The sequence below is a fragment of the Aeoliella fuhlenseeensis genome (assembly GCF_052161615.1).
GTDB lineage: Bacteria > Planctomycetota > Planctomycetia > Pirellulales > Lacipirellulaceae > Aeoliella.
In genome coordinates, this window is the sequence record NZ_CP197417.1 from 4,171,952 (window position 1) to 4,198,664 (window position 26,713).

23 protein-coding genes and 1 riboswitch are annotated in these 26,713 nt (G+C 61.1%); of the genes, 2 read left to right on the forward strand and 21 right to left on the reverse strand.

All coding sequences use genetic code 11. The annotated features are described in order from the left end of the window. Positions 1-46: 46 nt before the first annotated feature. A complete protein-coding gene (locus tag SH292x_RS16310) occupies positions 47-1,459 on the forward strand; it encodes a TrkH family potassium uptake protein (protein ID WP_442482071.1) in 1,413 nt (470 codons plus the stop codon). Between the two features lie 63 nt (positions 1,460-1,522). Continuing rightward, positions 1,523-2,179: a potassium channel family protein gene (locus SH292x_RS16315; RefSeq protein WP_442482072.1), complete on the forward strand. Its 657-nt coding sequence runs from the start codon at positions 1,523-1,525 to the stop codon at positions 2,177-2,179. 21 nt (positions 2,180-2,200) lie between these two features. On the opposite strand, the gene dnaB is transcribed toward SH292x_RS16315, so the two are convergent. From dnaB to flgN, 21 genes are all read right to left on the reverse strand, one after another. After that, positions 2,201-3,688, reverse strand: coding sequence for a replicative DNA helicase (dnaB, locus tag SH292x_RS16320; RefSeq protein ID WP_442482073.1), 1,488 nt, complete (start codon positions 3,686-3,688; stop codon positions 2,201-2,203). 135 nt (positions 3,689-3,823) lie between these two features. Next, positions 3,824-4,345, reverse strand: a complete 522-nt coding sequence (rplI, locus tag SH292x_RS16325; RefSeq protein WP_442482074.1) for a 50S ribosomal protein L9 — start codon at positions 4,343-4,345, stop codon at positions 3,824-3,826. 138 nt (positions 4,346-4,483) lie between these two features. Beyond that, positions 4,484-4,939 (reverse strand): single-stranded DNA-binding protein, encoded by a 456-nt coding sequence (locus tag SH292x_RS16330; RefSeq protein WP_442482075.1) that lies wholly within the window; start codon positions 4,937-4,939, stop codon positions 4,484-4,486. A gap of 108 nt (positions 4,940-5,047) precedes the next feature. After that, positions 5,048-5,443: a 30S ribosomal protein S6 gene (gene rpsF, locus SH292x_RS16335; RefSeq protein ID WP_442482076.1), complete on the reverse strand. Its 396-nt coding sequence runs from the start codon at positions 5,441-5,443 to the stop codon at positions 5,048-5,050. A gap of 51 nt (positions 5,444-5,494) precedes the next feature. Further along, the gene (gene pth / locus SH292x_RS16340; protein WP_442482077.1) at positions 5,495-6,052 is read right to left on the reverse strand and encodes an aminoacyl-tRNA hydrolase; all 558 of its coding nucleotides are present in this window, start codon (positions 6,050-6,052) and stop codon (positions 5,495-5,497) included. Positions 6,053-6,119: 67 nt separating this feature from the next. Continuing rightward, positions 6,120-6,758: a 50S ribosomal protein L25 gene (locus SH292x_RS16345; protein ID WP_442482078.1), complete on the reverse strand. Its 639-nt coding sequence runs from the start codon at positions 6,756-6,758 to the stop codon at positions 6,120-6,122. Between the two features lie 766 nt (positions 6,759-7,524). After that, positions 7,525-8,646 carry a cupin domain-containing protein gene (locus SH292x_RS16350; RefSeq protein ID WP_442482079.1) on the reverse strand — a complete coding sequence of 374 codons (1,122 nt, stop codon included), beginning with the start codon at positions 8,644-8,646 and terminating at the stop codon, positions 7,525-7,527. 194 nt (positions 8,647-8,840) lie between these two features. Then, positions 8,841-9,272, reverse strand: coding sequence for an IS200/IS605 family transposase (gene tnpA, locus SH292x_RS16355; protein WP_442482080.1), 432 nt, complete (start codon positions 9,270-9,272; stop codon positions 8,841-8,843). 318 nt (positions 9,273-9,590) lie between these two features. Next, entirely contained in the window at positions 9,591-11,330 is a 1,740-nt protein-coding gene (gene recJ, locus SH292x_RS16360) for a single-stranded-DNA-specific exonuclease RecJ (protein ID WP_442482081.1), read from the reverse strand. 80 nt (positions 11,331-11,410) lie between these two features. Then, positions 11,411-11,587 (reverse strand): 50S ribosomal protein L33, encoded by a 177-nt coding sequence (gene rpmG / locus SH292x_RS16365; RefSeq protein ID WP_442482082.1) that lies wholly within the window; start codon positions 11,585-11,587, stop codon positions 11,411-11,413. A gap of 195 nt (positions 11,588-11,782) precedes the next feature. After that, positions 11,783-12,352 carry a hypothetical protein gene (locus SH292x_RS16370; RefSeq protein ID WP_442482083.1) on the reverse strand — a complete coding sequence of 190 codons (570 nt, stop codon included), beginning with the start codon at positions 12,350-12,352 and terminating at the stop codon, positions 11,783-11,785. Positions 12,353-12,601: 249 nt separating this feature from the next. After that, on the reverse strand, positions 12,602-12,802 hold the full coding sequence (locus tag SH292x_RS16375; protein ID WP_442482084.1) for a hypothetical protein: 201 nt from the start codon (positions 12,800-12,802) through the stop codon (positions 12,602-12,604). A 41-nt stretch (positions 12,803-12,843) separates the two neighbouring features. Continuing rightward, positions 12,844-12,928, reverse strand: a riboswitch (cyclic di-GMP riboswitch). Positions 12,929-13,089: 161 nt separating this feature from the next. After that, positions 13,090-13,953, reverse strand: coding sequence for a menaquinone biosynthesis family protein (locus SH292x_RS16380; protein ID WP_442482085.1), 864 nt, complete (start codon positions 13,951-13,953; stop codon positions 13,090-13,092). A gap of 172 nt (positions 13,954-14,125) precedes the next feature. Continuing rightward, positions 14,126-14,584 carry a flagellar export chaperone FliS gene (gene fliS / locus SH292x_RS16385; RefSeq protein WP_442482086.1) on the reverse strand — a complete coding sequence of 153 codons (459 nt, stop codon included), beginning with the start codon at positions 14,582-14,584 and terminating at the stop codon, positions 14,126-14,128. 44 nt (positions 14,585-14,628) lie between these two features. Beyond that, a complete protein-coding gene (fliD, locus tag SH292x_RS16390) occupies positions 14,629-17,727 on the reverse strand; it encodes a flagellar filament capping protein FliD (protein WP_442482087.1) in 3,099 nt (1,032 codons plus the stop codon). A 349-nt stretch (positions 17,728-18,076) separates the two neighbouring features. After that, entirely contained in the window at positions 18,077-20,197 is a 2,121-nt protein-coding gene (locus SH292x_RS16395; protein WP_442482088.1) for a flagellin N-terminal helical domain-containing protein, read from the reverse strand. Positions 20,198-20,780: 583 nt separating this feature from the next. Beyond that, entirely contained in the window at positions 20,781-21,002 is a 222-nt protein-coding gene (csrA, locus tag SH292x_RS16400) for a carbon storage regulator CsrA (protein WP_442482089.1), read from the reverse strand. Positions 21,003-21,278: 276 nt separating this feature from the next. After that, positions 21,279-21,707 (reverse strand): flagellar assembly protein FliW, encoded by a 429-nt coding sequence (gene fliW / locus SH292x_RS16405; protein ID WP_442482090.1) that lies wholly within the window; start codon positions 21,705-21,707, stop codon positions 21,279-21,281. A gap of 305 nt (positions 21,708-22,012) precedes the next feature. Continuing rightward, on the reverse strand, positions 22,013-24,316 hold the full coding sequence (locus SH292x_RS16410; protein ID WP_442482091.1) for a flagellin N-terminal helical domain-containing protein: 2,304 nt from the start codon (positions 24,314-24,316) through the stop codon (positions 22,013-22,015). Positions 24,317-24,430: 114 nt separating this feature from the next. Further along, positions 24,431-26,134 carry a flagellar hook-associated protein FlgK gene (gene flgK / locus SH292x_RS16415; RefSeq protein WP_442482092.1) on the reverse strand — a complete coding sequence of 568 codons (1,704 nt, stop codon included), beginning with the start codon at positions 26,132-26,134 and terminating at the stop codon, positions 24,431-24,433. Between the two features lie 45 nt (positions 26,135-26,179). Then, positions 26,180-26,695 carry a flagellar export chaperone FlgN gene (flgN, locus tag SH292x_RS16420; RefSeq protein ID WP_442482093.1) on the reverse strand — a complete coding sequence of 172 codons (516 nt, stop codon included), beginning with the start codon at positions 26,693-26,695 and terminating at the stop codon, positions 26,180-26,182. Between the last annotated feature and the right edge of the window lie 18 nt (positions 26,696-26,713).

Sequence of the window (26,713 nt, forward strand, 5' to 3'; positions counted from 1 at the left end):
AGCGCCGAATCGCACGTCACGTCCATTCCCGCCAGGGCCAAGCTTCGTGCCGTCCAGCTTCGATCGTCGCAACCAGCCGCCCTATCTCCGGCTCCTCCAAGCAATACGCCGACGATGGCAAACGGCGCGGACCACCGAGATCTTCGTCGGCTCGTTCGCGTTGATGATTCTCCTGGGAGCCATTGGCTTTAAAGCCATCCCAGGACTCTGCACCGGTGAGCCCCTCACTTGGACCGACGCCATCTTCACCGCAACGAGTGCGGTATGCGTCACCGGCCTCGGAGTCGTCGATACGGCAACTTACTTCACCTTCGAAGGACAACTCTTCCTGTTGGTGCTAGTGCAGGTCGGTGGGATCGGTATGCTGTCGCTAGCAACGATGCTGATCGCGGCGCTCGGCGGCCGGCCTTCGCTAAGATCCGAAGCAGCGGCCGTAGTGGTCCACCCCTCGCTCGGCGAAATCACGCCCCGACAACTCGTGGGATCGGTCGTGAAGCTGACCCTTTTTTTTGAGACCGTCGGTGCCTTGGCATTGTACCTGGTTTGGGGACCTCGGCTCGGCTGGCAGGAAGCCGTCTGGCCGGCGATCTTTCACTCCGTTTGCGCATTCTGCAACGCAGGGTTCTCCACCAACTCGGATTCGCTGGTCCAGTTTGCTGACTCTCCGGCCACACTCTTAATCATTAGCGGCCTGGTCATTATCGGAGGTCTTGGCTTCATCGTCGTCGAAGAGCTAATGCTCTATGCCCGCCGACCAAAGAAGAAACGCCAAGCCGTTTCGCTGCACACGAAGCTAGTTGTAGCCACGACGCTCGTCATAACCGTTGGTAGCACTGCGCTCTTTCTTGTTTTCGAATGGAACGAGGGGCTCTACGGGCTGTCGTACGTCGATCGCGTTACCAACGCACTGTTTCTGAGCATCACTCCGCGCACGGCAGGGTTTAATACCGTCGACTACACCACAATGACCGATAGCACGAACTTCTTGACGATCTTACTGATGATGATCGGAGGGTCCCCTGGCTCGACAGCTGGCGGCATCAAAACCACCTCCTTCGCCATCCTCGGACTCTTGGCATGGTCGCGTCTTCGCGGCCGCCGCGCCGTGACCTTTGCTAATCGCTCGATCCCGGAAGAAACCGTCCAGCGGGCGGTGGGCCTACTCGTCGGCTGCGGTGCCATCATCATCGTCGGCATCTTTTTACTGGCTGGATTTGGTGACTTCTTCAGCCAGGACGACCCCTTCCTCTCCGAACTCTTTGAAGTGACAAGTGCCTTCAACACCGTCGGACTTTCGATGAACGTCACCCCGCACCTTTCGCAACAAGCATGCTGGGTGCTCATTTTGCTAATGTTTATTGGTCGCGTCGGCCCGTTGTCGTTCGCCGCGGTGCTGCGGACGCAGTTCGCACAGCGCGGCGATTTTCGATATGCTCACGAAGATGTCGTGGTCGGCTAACCTTTGCTTGACGCGTCCCCCTCGCACTCAACACACGACCGACCAACTGACTGGAGAATATAGATGAAACGGTTTCTTGTCGTCGGCCTTGGAAACTTCGGAAGCTCCGTCGCCCTAGCACTCGCTAACGACGGGCACGAAGTGATCGCCATCGACCAGGATGGAACGCTCGTTGATCGCGTTGGCGAAGTCGTGGCTCGCGCAGTGGTCGGCGACGCTACGGACATCGACACGCTTAGACGTCTCGGCGCTCATCAAGCCGACGCCGCGGTGGTCTCCACCGGCGACAACGTGACTTCTAGCGTGCTCGCCTCCATGGCGATTCTCGACCTCAAGGTGCCCGATATCTACGTCAAAGTCGTCTCTAAAGAGCATGCCCGTGTCATGCAGCGTCTTGGCGTGCGAGAGACGATCTTTCCTGAGCACGACACTGCGGTGGAACTCGCCACGCAACTTGGCGGCTCGGGATTGCTGAACTACGTGAAGCTCGGCCCCGACTTCAGCATCCAAGAGATGGGCGTCCCCGATAAATGGTACGGCAAGACCATCCGCGAGCTTGACTTGCGGCAGAACATGGGGCTCACGATCGTTGCCCTGCACGACTGCCTCACCGGCACCACCCAGGCCTCGCCGAATCCCGACCACAAGCTTAACGACTCCGACACGCTGCTGGTCGCTGGTACCGACGAAGCGCTCGCCAAGGTCGCCCACCTGCGATAAAGGACTGGCTCCGAGCGTTTGTTAGTACTCGCTGTCGCCCGATCCGTAGCTTGCAAACTCCTCGTGCGGAGCTGGAGCGGCGTTGGTGAACCGCGTGAAGTCGTGCAGCCATGTCAGCTTCACGTCCCCCGTTGGACCATTACGCTGCTTGCGAATCAACAGGTCCGCTTCGCCACGGCATCGCTCGCGGTCTTCTTCATTGGTCTGGTAGTACTCCTCGCGATGCACGAACATCACCACGTCAGCGTCCTGCTCGATGGCTCCCGACTCACGCAAGTGACTTAGCGCGGGTTTGTTGTCGCGAGTTGACTCGACCTGACGATTGAGCTGCGCCAGGCAGAGCACCGGCACCGCGATCTCGCGAGCCAAGCCCTTGAGTCGCCGGGCGATCTTCGACACTTGTTCCTGACGCGGGTCCTTCGAGTTATCCGGCTCAATGAGCTGCAAGTAGTCGATCACAATCAGCGACAACCCATGCCGCCGCTTGAGTCGCCGTGCCGCAGCGGAAATTTCCGTCATCGTTCGGCCGGGGGTGTCGTCGATGAACAGCGGCGCGGTGCTCACTTCGTTCGCCGTGCGAATCAGCAGTTGGCTCTCTTCTTTGCTGATATGTCCGTTACGCAAGCGGTGACCATTCACCTTCGCCCGCGAGCAGAGCAAGCGATCTCCCAGTTCGAGCTTCGACATTTCGAGACTCACGAACAGCGTTGGCTTTTTGGTGTTCACGGCGACGTGCTCCACCATGTTCAGCGCGAGCGCTGTCTTTCCCATACTAGGACGAGCGGCGAGAATCAAAAGCTCGTTCGGATGAAGCCCACCGGTCATCTCGTCGAAATCGTCAAAGCCTGTCTCCACGCCACCCGAGGCGTGGTCGTTCTTCATCCGGGCGTCGATACGAGCGAGCGCTTCGTGCAGCACTTCGCGAATCGACGCGACCTGCGTGTTGCCCTTCTCTTCGAGAATGCCGAACACCTTCTCTTCAGCCCGGCTCAGCATTTCGCGCGAGTCGATCGTGGGATCGTACGAATCGCGAATGATGTCCGTGCTCGCGTGGATCAGCGACCGCAGCGTGGCCTTCTGCTGCACGATCTTCGCGTAGTGCTCGGCGTGAGCCGCGGTCGGCACCGCCTCGCCTAGCTCGGCGATGTAAGCTGCTCCGCCCACGAGGTCGTACTCACCCCCGTCGCGAAGTTGCTGGACGAGCAACATCGGGTCGATCTGCCGACCCTCGTCGTGCATCCGAATGAGCTGACCATAGATGCGAGCGTGTGCGTCGTCGTAGAAGTCGTCGGGCCTGAGGATCAGCGCGACTTCGTCGAACTTCTCGGGCAGGAGCAGCAGGCTTCCGAGCACGCCCCGCTCGGCCTCGATGGACTGAGGCATCTGGCGTTCGAGCAGTCGCTGAACACCTTCTTCCTGCGGACGTTCAAACCCGCCCCCCTCCTTGAACTTGCCCTTGCCGCCGCCGGCTCGACCTTCCTTCTTCTTGAAAGCGCGTTCGTCGGCCACAGCGCACACTCCCTTTCTTGCGTCCGTCCAACTGGCAACATGCAACAAGCTCGCACGTCGATCGCCGTGGGGCGATGGAAGTGGAGCTTGTCAGCATAACTCTTGATCTTTCATCCGATCAATCAGCTTAGCCGATCAATCGGCGGCGACGGTCGGAACCACCCACACCTTCACCTCGCCATCGACTTCCGACGACAGGCGAATCTTGACGGTGTAGAGGCCCAGTTCCTTGAGCACGCCTTCGAGGCGAATCTGATCGGCGTGGAGATGGATGTCGTTCTTCTTCAGAGCGGCGACAATCTCCGTGGCCCCCACGCTGCCGTAGAGGTGACCATCTTCAGTGGCGTTGGCCTCGATGGTGATGCTCTGCTTGGCGATCTCGGTGGCGTAGGTACGCAGTTCGGCTTGGCGAGCCATTTCGATCTGCTGCAGCTTGGCCTTGTGCTTCTCGACCATCCGCTGGTGATGCTCGGTGGCGATGGTCGCCAGGCCCTGAGGGATCAGGTAGTTGAGCGCGTAACCACGCTTCACCTCAACCACTTGGCCCTGCTTGCCCAAGTCGGCAACCGACTGGATCAGCAGCAACTGCACCCCTCCGTGCGGGCCCAGAGGAAGACGCTTGAAGCCCTTGGTGTTTCGCTTGACTTTGGTTTGCATAGCAGGATCGAGGGTTAGTTATGCTGTTGGTTGATGTATGGTTTGCGAGCGGGGCCTGTCAGGGCCGTGGTGTCCGAGCAGCTAGTCTACTCGATCGCACTCGCTTATGTCAGTCGAGCCCGATCGGTACAAGCCAGATCAGAACGGGATTTCGTCGTCTGGCGGCATGCTCGGGCCTGACGAGTAATCGTCGTCGTAACCGCTTGAACTGCTGCTCGAGGCGTGCTGTCGCTGCGGCGCACTGGCGCGACCACCGCCGCCCCCGCCTCCGCCGCCGCCGAGCATCTGCATCTTCTCGCCGATGATCTTGACCTTGTTCCGCTTCTGGCCGTCTTTTTCCCAAGTCTCGTACTTCAGGCGACCTTCGATCAGCACGGACGAGCCCTTGCTCAGGTACTCGTTGGCGATCTCGGCGGTGCGACCCCAGAGCGTGACGTCGAAAAAGTTGGCTTCGTCGACCCATTGGTCGCCCTTCTTCACCCGCTCGTTCACCGCCAAGCCCAACTCCGAGACCGCCGTGCCGCTAGGAATGTAGCGGAGCTCGGGATCGCGGGTCAGGTTGCCGATTAGGATGACTCGGTTGAAGCTTGCCATGGCAGGGCCTCGCTGGGGGGAGCGGTAAAAGTGTACGCCTGTATCTTCCACCGCAATCTATTCGATCCCGATCCGCCCCGCAAGGAGCGAAATCGGAAACGGACGAAACTATTCGGCAGCTGCAGCAACCGGCTCTTCGGCCGCTTCGCCAGCTTCGTCGCCTTCGGCAACGTGCGTGCCCGAGGCATGGGCGAGAATCGGCTCGACCAGGCTGGGGTGGATCTTCAGGATCAACTGACGCAGCACGCTGTCGTGGATCTCGCACTTGCGATTGAGCGCGGTGATCTCACCCGTCGGCGAACGGAAGTAGATCAGCCAGTAGGTACCCTTGCGGTGACCCTGAATGGGATACGCCAGACGACGCTCTTCCCACAAACGGCTAACGAGCACTTCGCCACCGCCGGCGACGATCATCTGCTCGACTTCCGCCGGCAGCGCATCCTGTTCGCGGGCGAACTTGTTCGAGTCAAAAATGAACAGGCCTTCGTAAACTTGCGTTTGCAATGTCGCGTCTCCGTGTGGGGAGGGTGTGAGGTTGTTTGGTCGTGAATTGTTTCAGTTGTATTCGTTCATCGCGGCGGTCGTGCCTTCGGCAATCCAGCATTCTACCGCATCGGCCGCTCGGCGGATGGCCTGGTCGGCGTTTTCCTGCTCGTCGCGGGAAAACTTACCCAACACGAAATCCACCGTGCTCCACTGCGGCGGAACAGGACCAATCCCGATCCGCAACCGGGCGAACTCGCTGGTGCCCATCTGCTGGATAATATTATCCAGGCCGTTTTGGCCACCAGCCGAACCCTTGGGTCGCATGCGGTTCGTCCCCAACGGAAGGTTGAAGTCGTCGCACACCACCAGCAGGTCCGCGGCCGTCAACTTGTAAAAGTCGGCGGCCAGTCGCACCGAGACACCCGACAGGTTCATGTAAGTCTGAGGAGCCACGAGCAGCACTTTTTCGCCTGCTCGCACTACCTCGGCCACTTGAGCCTGGTGTTTGTCCCGAAATCCGTCGGCGTGCCAGCGTCTGGCTAGCTCGCCGATGAGCTCGAAACCCACATTATGCCTTGTGTCGTCGTATTTCTTGCCGGGGTTACCGAGCCCCACGATCATCTTCATGGTTGCCTGGCACCTCGACCCCGCCGATGCTCACGAGGAGCAACAGCGGCAAACTCTGTTTCTATTTCTAATCGTCCGATTCTTCGTCACCGGCCTTCTTGCGGCCAACGAGTTCCGGTTCTGCGCCCGTGCGAGCAGCGGCATCGGCGGCTTCGTCGTCATCGCCCAGCGGACGGACGCAGTTCAGCAGCACCAAATGCGGATCGCTCAGCAGCTTGCCACCCTTCGGGAGGTCGATGATCGCTTCGGCGGTCACGGTGTCGCCCAGGTGGACCTTCGCCAGGTCGATGTGCAGCTTTTCGGGGATCGAATCGGGGGTGCACTCGATGTGAACCATGTGGTTCACCCAAGTCATCACGCCACCTTCGTTCTCGCCAGGGGCTTCGCCCTTGCCTTCGACGACTAGCTCGACGTCGACTCGCTCGCTGGCGTCGACGCGAAGCAGGTCGACGTGCAGCACTTCGCGGCCGAACGTGTCCCACTGCAGAGCTTGCAGCAGGGCCTGACCGTTCTCGTCACCAGCGAGTTGCACGACCTTTGCACCATGTCGCAGGGTGGCGGCGAGCTCGTCCGCACAGACGGAAAAGCCAATCGAGGGTTGCTTGTGTCCGTAGAGCACGGCAGGCAGACGGCCCTCGCGTCGCAAACGGCGTGCTGCCAGCGAACCCACTTCGTCACGTTTCTTAACGGTCAGCTTTTCGGACATGTTCGTAAATCTCTTCGAGCGAGCGAACCACCCCCAGTAGCCCCTACGGCCTAGAGTGTCCGCCCGAAATGAATTGGCAGAATCCCTCATTCTGCGATTTTTCGCGCACAGTTCAAGGTGTCCTACGAGGGAATTTTGCTGGCAGCCTCCTTTGGCACTGGCAAATTGGGCTCCCCCGGCTGTCTGGAGCGATTGTTTGACGCCCCCCGCCAACGGGATTGCTTGCCGAATCACTGTCTCGTTAAGCGCCGAGTTGTGTCGCGATTCTTGCGATATCTCAATGGGTGCGACAAAACTCGTTTTCCTCCCACTGGGTGTTTTGGCGTAAACCATTAACTTGAAATGGTTTGTGTTACAGCCTCCCAGAACTTGTCAGCGAGTAAAGTCGCAGGGGTAAACCGCAGGTGCGACTTTACTCCATCTGCCGCTCGTCTGGAGTGGCGAACCGGAGAAGTGCTCCGGCGGCAAATCGCCACCCGCTCCACCCACGCAGGTGGAACGTGTACATGAGAGCACACCCGAAGCGCGCTTTCTAGTGGGTTTCTCAAAGAAAGTCGAAAAAACTGGGTCATAGCTCGCTCGCCGGGAGCGGCATTAGACCCGGGATGAATGCCGCGGAAAGGGTCGGCAATCCTTCCGGGTGAGCCGGGTCGTCCTCGAACCCGGAGAGTTGGAAGGTCGAGAGCACCACGTAGGGGCGGCGTTTCCGGGGCCGGGGACGGCCCGGCTCACCACGGCAACGGAATGAATTGCGATGTACGACTTGCTACGACTTCTTCGCCGGTGCGATGAAGACTTCGCCCTTCGGAAAATCGTCGAACGACACGGCGGGTTGGCTGAGGTTCGTTGCCAGGACGTCTTTGGGCTGGCCGGCGAGCCATTGCGTGAGTCCGATCGAGGCGTAGACGCCCGTGTTGAAGGCGATCAGCAGCCGGGCGGTTTTGTCGCCGATGTTCTCAATCGAGTGACCGTAGCCTTGGGGAATGTAGCCGACGTCGCCCGCTTCGAGGGTCTCGGCGCGGTAACGTCCGTGCGAACCGAACATCGTGACGCTGACGTTGCCGTCGATGACGTAATGCCATTCGTCGGCGGTGGGGTGCCAGTGGAGTTCGCGGAGCGCACCGGGGTCGAGATCGAGCACCACGCCGGTGACGGTTCGCGAGATGGGGAACTTCGTCGAGTCGACGCGCCATTCCTGCCCCCCATCGAACACGCGGTGCGGAGGGTCGGAGAGCATGCGGTACTTGTGCGTGAGCGGGGGCGTCGTTGCGCCGTGCAGCGGTAGCGCCGCGGGTTCGGGCGGGACCGCGCCGCGGCCGAAGTAGACTTCGCTAGTCGGGTACGTCGCGAGCTGCGCAACATCGACGCCCAAGTTCTTAGCGAGCAACTCCTTCGGCACGCGGCTCATCCAGTCCGAGACGCTGAAGGTGCCGAACTCGGAGAAGTAGCCGTTGTCGAAGATCAAGATGAAATGGCATGGCTCGTTGCCGAGGCATTGAAGCATGTGGCCATGCCCGCGAGGGAAGTACCAGATGTCGCCCGGCTCGAAGTCGTTGATCTCGCTGTTACCCAAGGGATCGATTACCGTAGTGCGGACGCGACCCTTGAGCACGAACGCCCATTCAGCGGCGGTGGCGTGCCAGTGCATCTCGCGCATCACGCCGGGCTCAAGCTGCATCGAAACTCCAGCGATGCCCTTGGATATGGGAAGCTCTTCGACCGTGGCCTCTTTCCCGTAGCTATTGCCACTGACTTTGCCCGCGGACTTCTCGAGCGCGAACTTGAACGTGGGGAGTTCCTTGCCCGCGAGTAGCGGATCGGGGACGTTGTTATGAAAGCTGGTGTCGCCGCCGATGGTGGGAATGAACGGGGTGGGACGGCTGGACATGATCGAGACCTTGATTGCACCTGGGGGGAGGGAGAGTTGGGGATTGTAGCAGGTGGTATTCCGCGAAATAAATCCCGGTGATCACACGCAAACCAAGTGTTGGTGTAACAATTGGCGGCGTTTTCTTAGGCCCGGCGTTTACGCCGGGTTGGCGATCCATAAAAAGCCTCTGCTGCCCCTTTAGGGGCATGTGCTCACGCATCGAAGTGTTCGATCGATTCCAATCGTTTCGTCGTCGTTCCCCGCGTGTGATGCTCACGCTGCTTACGGATGTACTCAATCACCCACGGGAGATCCTTCGTCCCGAAACTCACCACGCCGTAACCAGTTTGCCACTCCAACTCCTTATCACGAGTCTCAGATTGCTGATTCACATCGTGCGCCGAGCCGCCCTTGAGCTGACCAATCCATTCGCTCGGAGCGAGCGTTGGGGGGACGGTTACTGCCAGATGCACGTGCGTTTCGATGCCTCCGATGGCGTGGAGAAAAACACCAGGCGTCGCGCGGACGCGCTCGACGAGGACATGATGAGCGCGAGCTTCGAGCCGTGGAGTTATCAGGGGAACACTTGCCTTGCTATGCCAAGTGATGTGGAGGTTGATCTCACTGTAGTAGTTGCGCGACACAATGGTTGCCCCCGTAAGTGCAGCAGGAGATTAAGGCCCGTAAACGGGCCTACTTGGCTTTATACTGCGCACCGGGTAACCCGGCGTAAACGCCGGGCCTAATAGGGCAACCGCTGCAAATTAGTAGATTTCACCCAGCCTGGCATGTTAGACCCGGGATTTATCCCGGGTTAAGGCTGGCACAGCGATGGTTCGGCCCCGTTACTCCGCCCGGCGTGGCCGCCGGGCGGAGTAACGGGAGCGCATCGCGGGGAACCACCCATACCCGGGATAAATCCCAGGCCTAATGGAATCCAAGTCCAGAGGCAATGCAGCTGGTCAATCCTCTCGCCAATCCGCCAAGTGCATCTCGACGCTGACTCGGCCGCGGAATTGGTTGATGACCGGGTGGAAGGCGATGGAGATAGGGGCGCCTTTCACTCGCTTAAAATCGTCGAGCCAGTCGCCGCCGCCGAAGGCTACGGCACGCAAACGAACGCCGTGCTGCTCGAGTTCGAGCGAAAGGTGACGCCCCGTGGCGCCGATGACGCGAGGTTCGGCAGCGATGCGGACGTCGGACGCGCACATCATTGGTCGGCGGTTGCCACAACCAAACGGGGCGAGGCGATCAATGCCTTCGACGATTTGCCGAGTGAGAACGGCGAACGGGGCTTCGGCATCGATGTCGATCTGAGGCTTTTGCTCGGCGGCGGCGAGTTGCTGGGCGGCCACCTCGCAGAACTTTTGGCGGAACGCGGCGATCGAGCGATCTTCGATTCGAAGCCCAGCCGCCGCGGCGTGGCCACCATGCGTGACGAGGTGCTCGTCGCAGTCGATGAACGCGCGGTGCAGGTCGAAGCCCGGCACGCTACGTCCCGAACCCATCGCGTGCTTCACGCCAAGTTTGTCCTGCGAGATCAGCACCACCGGGCGATGGTACTGCTCGGCGAGCTTGCCGGCAACGATGCCAATCACGCCCGCGTGCCAACCGTGATCGGCGAGGACGAGTGCCGGTGAATTGTGGGGGTCGAACTTTTTGGCTTGCTTGCGCGCGGCGAGCAGCACGCTGCGTTCAACCGATTGACGCTCGAGATTCAGCTCTTCGATGAAGTTGGCGAGTTCGACGGCGCGTTCGGCGCTGTCGGTCGAGAGCAGTTCGACGGCGAGATTCGCTTGGCCCAATCTCCCGGCCGCGTTGAGTCGTGGTCCGATCGCGAACCCAATGTCGTCGCTGGCCAGGTACGGCTTCTTGTCGAGCGAGGCGATTTGCTTGAGTGCGATGATGCCAGGCAGAGTCGTTGCCGAGAGGCTGCGGAGGCCGTTGCAGACAATCGCGCGATTCTCGTCGATCAGTGGCACCACGTCGGCGACGGTTCCAATCGCGGCGAGGCCGGTGGCTTCGAGCAGGAACTGCCGCATGGCGGGCTGGACGCGGTTACCACCCGACGCGAGTTGGCAAATGGCCCATGCGAGCTTGAACGCGACCGCCGCGCCGCAGAGACCGAGGAACGGATAGTCGCTACCCGGGAGCCCTGGATGAACGATCGCCGCGGCAGCCGGTAGCCGTTCGGCCATTTGATGGTGATCGGTAACGACCAGCTGGATGCCAAGCTCGCGGGCGTGGTCGGCCTCGGCGAGGCTGGCGATGCCATTGTCGACGGTCACCACGAACTCGGCACCTTGGGCGGCGAGTTCGTCGAGCGATTCGTTGCTCAGCCCGTAGCCTTCTTCGAGTCGGTGCGGGACGTAGTAGTCGACGTTGGCGTGCAGCAGCCGGAAGCAACGAAGCAGAATGGCGGTAGCGGTCATGCCGTCGGCGTCGTAGTCGCCGTAGACGATAATTCGCCGGCCATCCTTGGCCGCCTTGAACAGCAGCTCGGCCGCCCCGGTCACGCCGGGGAGCAGGTGGGGATCGCGAAGATCGTTGAGCTTGGCGTCGATGAATTTTCGCGCCGCGTCCGGGCAGTCGATGCCGCGGCCGATGAGCAATTGCGCGACGATCTCAGGCACCTGGGCAGCCCGCGCAAGCCGATCGACCACCGCCAGGTCGTACGTCGCGATGCGCCATTCTTTGGGCATGAGAGAAGGAGTAAACGCGGGGGAGGAACCAATTCCCCGCGGCGCACGTTGCGCGGCGGGGCGGAAGCCGTCGCACCGGTTTACTTCTTCTTTTCGTTGTGGATGGTGTGGCGCTGCAAGCGAGGGCAGAACTTCTTGAGTTTCAGCTTCTCGCCTCCCGTCTTACGACGAATGGTGTAGTTGTAATCACCCGTTTCCTCGCACACGAGGAATACGACTTCAACTTTCTTTTTACGCTTGCCGCTCTTTTTGGCCATGGCCACGATCCTTGATTACGATCTGCAAAAATTTTGCTAGCCCGGCAGTATACTGGCCCCCGGCGAAGTGGGCTAGGGGTGATATTTGGGGCGGAAGAGCAAGTATCGGCGAGTTGGCGCTAGCGATTTGAGGCGCACCGAGAGCTCGGCTGGACGGCTTGCGCCCAGAGTTGCCGGACGGCTCGCGCCGTTGCGCTAGAACGCGTGGCCAAGGGCCCGAGCGAGTTCGGGCGACGCCGCGGCGTGGAAGGCACCCTGGCCCACTGGGCGTGCAGGGCGGGGTCGCGACGCCGTACGCAGGGGCTGCGGCCGGCGAGCGGGTGCGGTGTCGGTCTCTGCGGCGGCGAACTGGCCGGGGTAGTCGGGCGAGACGCCCTCTGGCTGCTCGGCTTGGTTCTGGCTATCGACTCCGTCGACATCGTCGGTCGGGGGCTCGTCGAGCAATTCGATGTCCGAGGCGTACGTGACTCGCTCGGTGCGTGCCGACGCCTGAGCGATTAATGCTTGCTGTGCCGCCATCGCGTTCTGTCGCGCTAAGTAATCCGTGGGCCCCGAACGGAAGACCGGTCCGGTGGCGTGCGCGCTATTCGCGTAGCGGGGGTTCATCTGGCCGGCGAACGGAATCGACGCCCTGTGGGGCATTCCGTAGCTGTACCCCATGTAGAAACTGCGGTGGCCGGCGCAGGTGTCGGCTTGGGCGCTCGCGGCGGAAATGCAAGCGAAGGCGCAGACCAACATGGCGGCTAGGGTTCGCTGGCGGGGCATTTCGCTAGGCTCCTGGTGCGTCGGGGTCGGCGTCGACCCTGGGAGCCTAACATAGTTTGCCGGAAAGGGGCAAACGGATTTTGAGATAGTCACCCGCTCGCAGCGCGGTCCGGGGTCGAGGACGACCCGGCTCACAAGCCAGATGAAATAGGAGATAGACCCGGCGAGTGTGCAAGCGTATTGGGGGGGACTGCTTGCCTTCGTCGGCCGGGTCTATCTCTCACTTGGTTGGACGAACCGCCGGTGCGATCACCCGCCGTGGGTGGGAGGAATGGCGGGTTGGTACTCCGGCAGCTCGTCCTGCGGATCTTCGAGCACCTGAACCAGGTGCTGCCAGTGCGAACGGACATCGGTAGCCATAACGGCTGTCGTGTCTCCGCAAGGCAAAAGGCGGAACGGGACGTCGGAGTTGGTCGCGTAGCGACGTACTCTGCCTGGAAGCGTATGCATGGCATGCCTGCTGTCCGGACTCGGACGGTTCTGCATTTTTGTCCGGTAACCAGGCAGTCTCTCTGGTGCATAGAGAGACCCACGGCTTTGCGTCCCTGCCTCGCGACAGGTTTGCCTTTTTCGGAGGGCACGACCTAGGTGCCCCAACGCGGTGGAAAAGAAGTGGGACCGAAACGAAAAGGGGTAGAAGAGAAGTGAATCTCTCCTACCCAAAACTTAGGTCGGTTTTGATAGCGCGTCCAACGGCTGGCAAATACGGGAATCCCCCTAGCGAGGGAATTCTGGACCTAACCGTCCACAAATTCCGGTTCTACCGCTTGGGGGAGCACTCCCGCCTCGTATCCGCGGCGAAGGAACTCGGCGACTGCAGCGCGACCGCGATCTCCGAAGTCACGCGTCCAGTCGTTGACGTACATGCCGACGAATTTGTCGGCCTTGGCGTTGTCGAGATCCCGCCCGTATTGCAGCGCGTATTCGAGCGCGGGCTGGCGATGATCGAGGCCGTACTCGATGCTGGCCTTGAGCAGCCGCTGCACTTCGCGGATGGTCTGGTCGCCCAGGTCCTTACGGACCGCATTCGCGCCGAGCGGGAGCGGCAGGCCGGTTTCTTCCTGCCACCAGACGCCAAGGTCGACAATCAGCTTGAGGTCCTGGTCGCCGTAGGTGAGCTGGCCTTCGTGAATGATCAGCCCCGCGTCGATCGGCTGGCCCTGGTACTCGCCGGCCACGACGGCGGGGATGATCTCGTCGAACGGCACCAGCACGAAATCAAAATCCTGCCCCAGGCAAAGCCGCAGGGCGAGAAACGCGCTGGTGAGCTTGCCGGGGACCGCAATGGTCTTGTTGGCGACTTCGCTGAGCGGCATCTCGGTCTTGGCCACCACCATCGGCCCGTAGCCATCGCCCATGCTCGCGCCGCAGGTGCAGAGCATGTACTTGTCCATCAGGAACGCGTAGGCGTGAATGCTCACCGCAGTGAGTTCGAGCTCACCGCTGAAAGCCCGCTGGTTGAGGGTCTCGATGTCGACCAGTTCGTGGGTGAACTCGAGGTCGCCAGTATCGATTTTGTCCTTTGCCAGGGCATAGAACATGAAGGCGTCGTCGGGATCGGGGCTGTGGCCCACGCGAATTTGCTGCTTGGTGGCCGGCATCGCTCTCTCGTTCTCTCGGTGACCGCGTGCGGGAGGTTGGAAAGCGTCCAGCCTACCCGGCGGAGCGGGATTTTTCGAGTGGCGGTAGAAAGCGTGCCGTTAGCGCAGCAGGTCCGGGGCCGGGGACGGCCCGGCTCACATAGCCTCAAATCACGCTCTATTCCTTACGGGCTCAAGCCTCGAACGAGAACCCCTGGGCCGGCGCGGGCATCGCCACGTGCTGGGCAATGACCGGCGAGGGGACGGCGGTCGACTGCGGGGCGTGGACGCGCTCGCAGGCGAGGCGCCAGGTTTCGCGTTCGAATTCAAGCACCCGCACCACATCGGCCAGCTTCGTGGCGTCGGTATTGACGTAGGCCGAGGTCAGCGTGTGGAACAGGTAGAGGTAGAGATCGGCGAGCTTGGCGTTGATTTCGGTCTGGCCACCCTTCACGCCGGCTAGCAGCTCGCCGACGATGTCGATCGCACGGACCATCGCCTCGTTGGCGTGACCCTCGTTGTTCTTTTCGAGGTCCTGCTGCGCCTTCATCGTGAACCGCAGGGCGCCTTCGATGAGCATCAGGTGCAACTGAGCGCTCGACGCGGTCTTGATCTTGGCTTCGAGGTGCTTGCTCGGATTGGTCGTGGCCATGATGAATCCTTCCGTGGATGATGGTGGCGAGGTCCGCAGTCAGGTTAGTTGCTACGGCCGATAGGTGGGATGTACTGGATGGCTTCTAGCGAACCGGTGTTGCCTTGGAGTTTGGCGATCGTCTCTTCTAGGCGGTAGAACTCGAGCAGCGTCCGCTCGCGTTCGCGTTCGAGGGACTTATTCATCGTCTCGATGCGGGCGTTGTTAGCGTCGATGGTCGAGGTCAGCGCATCGTAACGACGGGCGATGAGCGACGTCTCTTCGCCGGCGAGTTGGTCGATGGCCTTCGTCAATTGATCGACAACGCCAACGCCATCGACGTTGAAGAATCGCTCGACCTCGCCAGGGCTGTTGGTGATTGCTTCGTTGAACTGCGCCGTGTCGAGCTCGAGCTTGCCTTCGTCGTTCAGGCTGATGCCGAGCCCTTCCAGCGACCGAACGCTGGGGCTGCTCGTGAACCGACCCGACAGTATGCGGGCTAGGTCTGTTTCGATGCGGAGCACTTCATTGCGACCGAACAACAGACCGGTCGTTTGCGCCTCGGCGTCGAACGACGTCAGCTGTTGAATGGTCGTTCGCAGCGAGTTGAACGAGTCGACAAAACTGGTAGCCGCGGTGGTGAGCTTCGAGGTGTCCTGCGTCACGTCCACCGTCACGGAGTCGTTCGAGGCCTTGGCGACGTTGATCGTCAAGCCCGGCACCACGTTGTCGAACTGGTTCTTCGCCGCGCTGACGACAATGCCGCCGGCCGATGAGTTGCCGAATTGCAGCACCGCATCGCGAGGCCGGGTGGCTTCGGCGATGCTGAAGTTAGCGTCCGACGTGTCGATGGTGAGTTCCTGCGCCGCGCCGGTTTCCTTCGACGTGATCGACAGGCGGTAGCCGCTGCCATCGAAGAACGTGCTGGCGGTGAATCCGCCGCCGAAGTCGTTGATCGCTTGCACCAGGACGCCTAGGGCATCTTGGTTTTGATCCTGGGCGGCGAACAGCCCTCGGCCGTCGATGGACTGGGTGCCGACGAGGGATTTGGTCGAGGCGGTGGTCAGCAGCAACTGCGCAGCGGCGGTGCCACTGCCTAGGTCTTCGACCTTCAGCGTGCCATTGCCGACCGTGGTGTCGAGAATGCGAATGCCGGTTCCCGCCGTGTTGAGGCTGGCGGTGACGTTAATGCCCTTCTCGGTGGCAGCGGCGTTGATCTTGTCGATCACATCGTCGACGCTAAACGCTTCCTGGCCGGGCTTGTTGAGCACGACCGCAAACGACTCGCCATTCGCGGCGGTGACCCTGAACGTGCCGAGTGAGATGCCGTTGCCGTTGTTCAGCGTGCTCAGGGCGACACTGTCAGGTAGTTCGAGCGTGCTCAGATCGACTTCGAAACTGGTGCGGCCATCGATGACTTGCTGGCCACCTTCGTTCGTGGCAGACGATTCAGCAAGGATCCGGAGGTCCTTGGCCGCACGGCCGCCGCCGATTTCGGCGATGGTGAGCTTGCCGGTGCCACCGGCGGTGTCGGTGATCAGGATGCCGTCGCCCGAGTCGTTGATTCGGGCTTCGACGCCGATGGACAGCGAGTTGATCTTATCGAGCACGTCGCCGATGGTCTCGGCTTCGCTGCCGACGTCGTTGAGGCTCACGGCGCTTTGGGCACCGCTGGAGTCGGTGATGCGGAAGTCGCCCAGCTTCACCCCTTTGCCGCCATTGAAGTCGGCAAGCAGGGTCGAGTGGCTGATCACCTGGCGGTTGAGGCTGCCTGAGTTGATGGAAGCCACTTGGTCGTCGATTTCGATGCCGAGGCTCGCGGCCGTGTTGTCGCTGCTGGCAATAATCAGGTTGCCGGTGCCTCCGGAGGTATCCTCGATCACAATGCCGTTGCGCGAGCTATTGATCGCCGCGGTGACGTTCGCCGCCGAGTCGTTGATCAGGTCGACCACGTCGCTCAGCGTCTCGGCAGAGGACAGGTCGACGTTCACGGGCGCACCACCCGCGCGGTCGGTGATGTTGAGCGAGGTGAGCTCGCCGACGCCCGCACCGCCGTTCAGCGAGCTCAATAGCGTGTCGCGAAGGCCTGAGGCAAGCCGACGACCGGTGATGACGCCCCCGACAGCGTCACCGCTGATGCCGAGGTCGTCGGCGATCGTGCCGGTGCTCGTGACTTCGAAGGTCCCGCTACCGGTGGTCAGGTCTCTGAGTTCCAACCGTCGACCGTCTGCGGAGATCGCCGCCGTGAGGCGGGTGTTGTCCGCCGCGTTGATCAGAGCGACTACCTCACCTAACGTCTTCTTGCCGCTGACGTTGACGGTGAGTTCGGTTGCATCGGCCGTGGTGATGGAAAGCACGTCGCCCACGCTGTGAATCTGCACGCCAGCGCCATCGTTGAGCGACTTTAGCAGCGTCCCCGAGTGCAGCGAGTAGATATCGGTGCCGGTGGCTACGTTGCCAGCGACGTTGACGCTGGCAAGTCCAAGCGCGGCCGCGGTGGTGCCAAGTCCGACCTCTTTAACGCGCAAATTTCCAGTGCCGCCCGAATTGTCGGTCAGCTTGATCGAATCCCCCTCGACGGTCGCGGTGACATCGACGTCGACGCTGGAGTTGATGGCGTCGAGCACATCGTCGATGGAAAGCGCCGTCCGCAAGTCGATCTCGGCCGATGCCCCGCTGCGATCCGTGATGCGAATCTTACCCGGAGGTACGCCTTGGCCGGAGTTGAGTTCAGTGAGCTTCACACCGCGATCGACCTGACCGCCAACACCGATGCGGAAGGTGCCGGTACTCAGTTGGCTCGCCACATCGCTGAAGCTGCTGCTTACGGCTTGGTGCGTCGTCGCCTTTTGCAGCGGCGTGAACGAGTAGGTGCCTGCCTGCGGCGGCGGCGAGGTCTTCGCCGTAACGGTCAGCAGGCTGGTGTTGTTCGACGTGGCCTTGGTCGCCGAGTAGAGCGACGCCGAGCTCATGCTGGTGGCCGAGAACCGAAAGCCGAGCAGCAGCCCGCCGAGTTGATCGAGGGCGGTTCGCTCGGCGCCGAGGGCCTTGGTGCGATTGGACAGCGTGTCGCGTGGCCTGGCGGCCAGCGCCATAAGTTGATCGACGGTCTCCTGAATCGGGATACCGGTAATCAGACCAACGTTGGATTGAATCTGCGACATCGACCACACGCTCGAATTGCAAACGCTGCCCCACGACCGCCGTGGCTTTGGAAGGTTACCTCACGCGGCGTGCGCGTAGTGCTAGCACATTGCAGAGAAAACCCCTATCGAATGTATCGACCAGGCAAGGTGTAGCTCGTGAGTGGCAGTTGGTGAGATGCCGGCTACCGCTGTGTGAACCGGGCCGACCCCGGCCCCGGATTGGTTTGAGTTTTGAGAGGCCGTCGAGGGGCGAAGTTTCCGGGGGCGGGGACGCCCCGGCTCACCCTGGAAATGCGTAGCTACAAAAAAACCGATCCGGTTCTTGCGAACCGGATCGGTCATATTGTTTTCAATTTCCGCTAGTCGCTTAACCCAAGAGAGCCAAGGCGTTCTGCGGGTTCTGGTTCGAGATCGCGAGAACTCGTGTACCGGACTGAACCAGAATCTGCGAGCGAGTGAGTTCGGCCGTTTCAGCGGCGAAGTCGGCGTCGCGGATCGCGCTTTCAGCTTCGGTTAGGTTGGTCAGCGTGTCGTTCAGGGCGTTCTTGTTGGTTTCCAGAGTGGTCCGCTGGAAAGCACCCAATCGACCGCGAAGCAACGTCACCTGATCGATGGCTTCGCGAACGATCGAGGCAGCCTTGGTCGCGTCTTCCAACAGCGAAGCATCGTTGCCAGTTCCGAGCTGGTACATCTTTCCACTTACGCCACCGAGGGCGGCCGTGTTGACGCTGCTGATACCCAGACGGGCCTGTTGATTGGAAACGACGTCGGGACCGAGTTGGAACAGGGCACCGCCACCGTCAATCGTGAACGAAGCCGTGCCCGTGAAACCCGCGGTGAGCGAACCGCTGATGTCGAGGCTAGCTGTGTTGATTGAGAAGGCATTGCCCTTTCCCGTGACGACGACACCATTGACGGTGGCGGCAACATCGGAACCGTTCTGCCGTTCACCGTCGGCGATGGCCGTGGTGAACGTGCCAGCTGGGGTCGCACCCGAACCTTCGCTAATGACGCGGAGGTCGACGACCGAATCGGTGCCGTAGGTTGTAGAGACCAATTCGAGGGTCGTGCCGTTGACAACAGCTTCCACGCCGGTGGCATCTTTTACTAGATTGATACCGTCGGCCAAGCCTTGGATAGTGGTGCCAGCACCGAAGGTGAGGATTTCTGCACCGCCGGAACCGGAGAGTTCAAGAACCACGTCGGCCGAGATACCACCCGAGGCGGTAACGCCGCTTGCCGTGTTGGCGACAACGGGAGGCGTCTGCGTCGTCGGGTTATACAGACCGTCGCCCGTGCCAACGTCGATCGACGCGTTGTAGTCTTCAAGGGCATTGATAGCCGTCGAAATATCATCGAGATCGGTGTCCGCGGTGTCGTTGACCGTCACCGTGATGTTGCCCGAACCATCGACAGTAGCCGTGGGGGCACCGGCAGTCACGGAAGCCGATTCGGCAATCGTTACTGTCTTGCCGTTGAATGAGGCGCCAGTCTCGGCGGCGGTGATGGTGATCACTCGAGTGCCGGCGTCGCGACCGCCAGCGAGCGTACCCGTGCCGGTCTCCGAGGTGGAAATCGTTTCCGTACCGCCGGTGATGGCCGAGGCTACGAAATCGGTGCCGGCGTTGATCACCGCATACAAGTCGGCCGTGGTGTTGTTACCACCGGTGATGTCGACGGTGGCTGTCAGCGTGTTCGTGGTGTCGTCGTAGACAGTGCCTTCAACCGCGCCATCGGCGATGACGATGTTCACCGCGCCATTGCCCTCAGCGCCGGCGGCAGGACCAGCTGCGGCGGCAGTCAGAGTGAAGCCGGACGGACCAGCAGTGTCGAGGGCAACGGCACCAGAGGCCTCCGTGGCTGCGTTCGTGAACGTGGCCGTCGTGCTGGCGGCGACGCCAGTCACGGCGGCGGGAATCGACGTGACATCGACCTGAGCCTGAGTCGCGGCAGCGGTGACATTGACATTGACCGACACGGAGCCTGTTGCACCGAGGTTAGCCTGATCGATCTTCAGGTCCGAGATGCTACCGAAGTTCGAACCGGCTGAGGTCAGGAAGTCGAGGCTGCCATCAAGCAGACGGCGTCCCTGGAACGTGGTGGTTTGGGAAATGCGGTTCAGGGCTTCGAGCGACGAGTCGAGCTGAAGCTGGTTAGCAGCAATCTGCTCGTCCGACAGGGCACCGGCGTTCGCCGACTCGGTCACCAGACCGCGAATATCGTTGAGCAGCGAGGACACCTGACCAAGGGCGCTGTCCGAGGTGGCAATCACCTGGTTGGCACGGTCGGTATTGCTGATGGCGCGGCTAATCGAGGTGATGTCGCTACGCAGGTTTTCGCTGGCGATCAAACCAGCCGGGTCGTCCTTACCCGTGTTGATGCGAAGACCGGTGCTCAACCGCGTTAGGGACTGCTGCAAGCTGGCATTGGCCCGATTCAGGTTGTTGCGGCCGACGAGCGAGCTCACATTGGTGTTAATACGAGTCATTGCAGACACCCCTTAAACAAACAAAAATTGTTTTGACGTTGGACCGGACTTGGACGGTTGGATGGATGGGGAGCGAACGACCCCGGCCTGTCTCTTGTATTGGTCACTTCGCACCTAGGCGCGGTGCCTACATGCTGAGCAACACTAGGTTGCGTTTTGTGCGCGTGTGGAGAAATTTGACTTTTCTGCCACTTGGCTTGGTGGGCTGCCTCGCGCTACGGTGGGTGCGACGGCCAGCGATGGCACGGAAGTGTCCGTACGATCTACCCACAGCTATCGACCTGACAATTTGGGTGCTTTATGGGAGTTGGTCGAAATTGAGCCAACTCGCGAACCAGGCATCTCCTAACCGCTACAAACGCTAAAACTTGTAGCGAGGGGCTTGCAGTGCTGGCTTGCGGACTTGAACCGCAACCCCTCGATCCGCAACCCGGTGAAGCCGTTCATGCAGCGAAGATGTCGCCGCGAACCGAGCGAGTGCTGAATAGCTGACAGAAGAGCCTAAACCGCAGGCGTAAGCTTCAAAACATCCCACGAATGGAATATCCGCCGCGGAATCGAAAACTACTCCCTAAGGCAATCGTTACGATTGCTTGGGCAGACGCTGGGCGTCTTCGGTCTTGATCTCGGCGGCCTTGCGATTTTCGCGCTGAATGGCCTCGTAGACCTCCTGGCGATGCACCGAGATCTCGATCGGGGCTTCGATGCCCAGCCGAACCTTATCGCCCCGCACGTCGACGATGGTCACAACGACATTGTCGCCGATGATGATGCTTTCGTCGCGCTGTCGTGATAGGACCAACATGGGGAGCTCCTTCGCGGGTGGGTCCGCGCCGCCTGGCGTGCAGGCATTCTCTAAAGGGTGGCGGGCAGTGGTTGAAGAATACGAGTTGGCAGGGCCAACAACCAACCTCCGCCGTGACTGCTCCCTAGCAGCACGTCCGAGTGCTGGCGCGACTATTTGCCTGTCCTGCTTCTTCGGATGCCACGCACTGAGATCTGCAATCACCCCGTAGAGGTACGGATTGTGACTTTCCTACCACTGGCGCACGGCAAACCGACGCAAGGCGGAAGGCCTCGATTATGCCGAACGCCGCATGGGGATGGTCGCGCCGAGGACGTACTGCACCTCGTGGTCGTTCTTCGCGACGACTTGGCGTCCGCGGCTCGTTGCCAGATTGATGACAATCGGTGCCTTGAGATTCAGCGTCAGCGTGTCCTCGTGGCGATTGAGGATCGCCAGCACTTGTAGGTCGCGGGTAGTCGACACGCCCAAGGGGGCAACGTCGCGAGTGCTGATTCGGACCTGGTAGTCCTTCACGAAACGGCGGGGGCTCACCACCGCGAGCGCCACCTCCGCCCGATCGAGCGACTGTAGCCAAGCGAGCGCGCCGTTGGTGTTGTCGGCCAGCAGCACCCACTCGCGGCACATCTCCATGCCAATCAGGCCTTGGTCGAAACGCAACACGTCGGTCGGCTCGATGGGTACATTTCCAAAGCGGGTAGTCATCACGTACATCGCCTACTCCCAACGAGTTGCGGATAGCAGCAATCAAGAACACCGCGCCACGTACGGCGCTTGCATAACTCCATCGGCCGGCACAGCAAGACAAATCACAAAAACCGGCCCAGGTGGACCTGGGTAAAGTACGCGGTGAGCAGTGGGAAGTTGTAGGCGGTGGGCAGTCAGCAGTGGGCGGTCGCTTCTAATAGCCGAAGTTCTGCTCACTACTACGTGCCCTGTACGTTATGCCGAATTCACAGCACCTACCGCTTACCGCCCACTGCTGACTGCCCACCGCCCACTTCCCCTCACTAAATGAAGTCCAGCAGCGTCATCTGTAGCATGTTGCCGGCTACCTTGAGCGATGCTTGCATTGCGTACTGCCGCTGGGTGAACTCAGTGATCGCCGCGGTAAGGTCGACCTCGATCTCGTTCGACAGCGCACTACGAATGGCGACTTCGTCGTCCTGGTGCCGGTACTCGACCGTCTGCAAGCTTTGCAGCCGGGCGCCCAGTTCGGATCGGGCAAAGTTCACTCGGTCGAGGTCGGCGTCGATGGCCTCGATTTCGCGGCCGATCGCGGGGTAATCCTCCGAGAGCAAGGCCTCGCGCAGCCGGATCAACGTGTTGAACACACTGCTCGTTTCGAGCGTGTGGCGGTCGCCCGAACTGAGCGAGCCGGTGGTGCTGGTGGCTTCGCCCTCGCCAGTTTCGAAAAAGCCCAAGAGCTCGGCGACCTGTCCGGTCACGCGCATCGAGTCGGCGGTCGTCGTGTCGGTAAGCTGTAGGCCATTGCCGCTCGCTACCATGCCGGCGGTAACCGCTCCGCCCGTCTGCGTGGCGATCGCGTCGATTACGTCCTGGACCGTCGTCGCACCTTCAATATCGATCTCGTACGCCGTCGGCACACTGGCCGTGGTGAGTTCGATGGTGAACTTCGTCACTCCATCGGGCATCACACCGAGTCCGCGGTTGAAGCCCGACAGCGACGTCTCGGCGTTCAGCGTTCGGACGCCGAGTTGGCTTGCGGTGCGTCCACCGGAGACCTCGCCGATCGTCAGGTCGGCGCCGCTCAATCGTGAGCGGATGTTGATGCCGGTACCTGCTTCATTGATTTCGACCTGAAGGCCGAGCTCTTCTTGGTTCAGGATGTTCAGCAGCTCCTCGACCGTCTGGGCTTGGCTGATGTCGACCGCTACGGTTTGGCCACCGTTGCTTACGAGCAGCCCCGAGGTTTGGTCCAGCGACTCGCCGCTGCCGCCCGCCGTCACGGCCGTGTTGGTGAGTCCCACGAGCCCCTGCCCTGCCGCGTCAGCGGCAGTGGAGTCGCGGAAGTCGACCTGGGCCTTGAACAACCCCGAGGCTTCGTTGTTGATCGCTGCTACAACTTGCGCGGCGGTGGTTTCGCCGGGCTGGATGGTCACGGTAAGCGTTCCCGCCGACCCGTCGTACACCGCGGTCTCGCTTCCCGCCGTTCCGCCGCTTGCGAATTGGACGGTCACGCCGTTAAGCGGATCGGAAAGCGGATCGCTGGGATCGACGCGAGTACCATTCTGCGTAGCGGTAACGAAGAAGTCGTTGTTCGCTCCGCCATTGGTGAAGGTTGCTTGAGCCTTGGTGCCTAGAAGATCGGCGAGTTTGGTGGTTTTTTGCAGGGTCGGCGTAATGTCGGTGCCGACGAGCGTGGTTTGCGGCGCGGTGGTATAGATGCCCAAGTCGCGGGCCACGCGGCCTTCGCCCACTTCGCGGACCCACACGCGATCGCCCGGCGACGCGGTCGACAGCGTTAGCCCTGTGCCGGTGAGTTCGACTGTAATTCCCGACCCTTCCGGCACGCCGGCCTGCAGGTACCGGGCGACATCGTCCATCGTCGCGGCATTCGAAAGGTCGACCACTTTCGAAGTGGTTTGGTTGAGCGAATTGACGTAGGTGATCTCGACCGCCCCGCGTGCCATGCCCGCGCCGCCGTTGATCTGATCGACGGACGTCCCCCGCGTGAGGTGCGGATTGAGATCAGCGGTACCGAGCACTTGTTGGCTGATGCCACCAAAGACTTCGCCACCAGGGATATTGGTCTCGTACAGGAAGCCGATGTCGACGTAGCTTCGCAGGTGGCTCTCGTTGCCGTTGTAGGCGACCATGCCACCGGCGTAGTCGTAGGGCTGCGACTCCGACTTCGACCCGGCGAACAGATAGCGTTCGCGGAACTTGCTATTGCCGATGTTGACGAGTTGCTCGATCGCCCGGTCGATCTGGTCGACCACGGCTTGGCGTTGCTGGCTTGTGGCGAGCGTCGAGTCGACGCCGAGGGCTTCGGACTTGATGCTGTTGAGAATGTTGGTCACTTCGTTGACCGACTTCTCCGCTTGCCCCAGGAAGAGGACGCTGTCGCGAAGGCTCGTCTGGGTTTGAAGCTTGCGCTCAAGGATGCGTTGAAGATTCATCGCCCTGAGCGAGGCGGGGGCGTCGTCGCTGGGCGAGATCACTCGCCGGCCGGTACTGATTTGCGTCTGCACGCGCAGCAACGCCAATTGATCCGACTGGAGCTGCTGCGTTAGGCGATTGCTCGCCAGCAGGTCGCTTACCCGCGTCGTTGGTATCGGAAGAATGGCCATGGCTAAAAATCAGAATGACGAATGACGAATCAAGAAGTACGGAGTCAACTCCAAACACCGAAGTTCACACTACCCACTGCCCACTGCCCATTACCCACTGCCCGCTAATCGCCTCTACAAGTTCACCAGCATGTCGAGCATCTCGGAGATCGTCTGTATGTATCGGGCCGAGGCTTGATAGGTGCGTTGGAGTTGGATCATCTTCACCGCTTCCTCATCGATGTTCACGGCGCTGAGTGCTTGCACTTCGCCATCGAGCGTTGCTTCAAAGGTGCGGAACCCTCCGGCAACGGCTTTCGCGGCGGCGGAGCCTTGCGCGATGCCGTTGGCGAGCTGATTGTACTTATCGGAGATCGATGCCCCGCCGATCGCCTCAAGCGGCCGGGTATAGAACTCCACGAGCCGCTCGGCATTTCGCGCGTCGGCTGAGACGCCACCAAGGCTTGCAGCGAAACGCCTAGCGTTGTCGATGCCGTGCAGGTTCTGATTGACGCTGAGTGTCGCTGCGGTCGAGCCCGTGAAGAACGAGTTGATGCCGAGCGCCGCGAGCACCCCGCTGGTATCACCGGCGAACGCGAACTCGGTATTGGCAGCACTGCTGGCAATCGAGAGCCCGCGGGCTGGCGTAACTGTCGCTGTGATGCCGGTGATCGCGGAAATCTGCGCGGCGAGGTCTTCGAGCGACGTATCGTCGTCGAGGCCGTTGAGATCGATTTGTATGGTGTGGGTGACTTCGTTGTTGGTCGCCGTGTTGCGGACCACGATGTTGAACGAGCCGTTCACCGGCGTGTACGCTAGGCCCGCTTCGTCGAGCGGCACACTGATGTCAAGCACCGTGTCGGCGCTAGTGACTTGATTGAACCCGACCAGGCCCTGTCCCTGTGAGTACAGCTTGTTGAACTCAAAAGCCAGCGTCCTGGCGATGTCGTCGTACTGCTTCAAGGCTCCGCCGACGATCTCATCGCGGGCCGCAAACAAACCACGCAACTCACCACCGGTAACCGCGAGCTTCACGCCCGTGTCCACAAAATGGATGGTAGTCGCGTTACGGCCGTTGTCTTTGTTGTTCACCGCTTCGACTTCGCGGCGGATGCCATCGGTGACGACGAATTCGCCGCCGATGGTGACGGTGAGCGCGCCGGTAGTCTGCTCTACCACCTTGACGTCCGCCAAGTTGGCTAGCTTAGCCACTGCCGTGTCGCGCTGCACGCGAAGACCACCCGCATCGCTTTTCGACAGCCCGCCCCCCTCGATGGCAGTGATCTGCAAATTCAACTTGCGGATCTCTTCCGAAAGGCTGTTGATTTCGCCACTGATCTGATTGACACGGATATCGAGCCGATCGTGCAGGTCGGCCGTGCGCGTCGACATCCGATTGAAATCGCGAGCCAGCGTCTGCCCCGCGAGCACGGCTAGATTGCGGTTCGAAAGATCATCAGGGACGTTGAGCACCTGCTCGACGGCTCCGAAGAAATTGGTGAACGACGTGCTGAGGTCGGTATCGGAGAGCTCGCCAAGGATTTGCTCGAGATCGACGTACGCTTGCTCCTGCACGGTGGCGTTGGCGCGATCGCTGCTGGCGTTTCGCAAGCGCTCTTGCAGGAACCGATCGACCTTCTGGACGATGCCGTCGACCGTTACGCCTAGGCCGAGCACCAAGTCGCCTTTCTTCTGCACCGGCGCGGGGGAGTAGATCACGTCCTCGCGGACGTACCCCGGCGTGTTGGCGTTGGCAATGTTATTGCCCACCACGTGCAAGCCGATTTGCATCGCCTGCAGCGTGTTGCTCGCCAGTTGGATGGAGCTGAAGAGAGACATGGTTAAAAGAAGGGGCTAGGGTTCGGGGCTGGGGGCTGGAGCGGATTAGGCACGCTGGTCGACCAGGGCACCGCTGCTCGTGGCTTGGGCACCGCGGCCGTAAGTGTTTCGCATGCGGCCGCCGGTGGCGATGATTTCAATCATTTGCGACAGGTGAATGAGCGTGCGTTGCACTACCACCCAGTTCGTAAGGCTGTGATGCTGCAGCAGTCGACTTTGGCGGCGAGCCTGTTCGACACTCGTGCTCAGCGTTCCGCGTTGCTCCGATGGCAGCGACTCGGCAAGCGACGCCACGCTAGTGGAAGGCAACCCTTCGCGAGCCGCGGCAACGAGTAGATCCTGCCGCTGTGCATGACATGCTTCGAGCCGTGCGACGAGTTCGGCCTCGCGGGCCGTGAACGACGGCATCAGTTGAAACTCCCCCGCCGCCAGTGCCTGGCGTTTCTCGCCAAGCAGCGCGAGCAGGTCGCCCTGCACCGCCGACAGGGTGGATAGCAGCCCGCTGATGCGGGGTTCCCAGTCTTCGGTGGCGGTGGGTTCGTGTTCGAGTTGCGTCGTCATGTCGGATTCGCTGTTAAG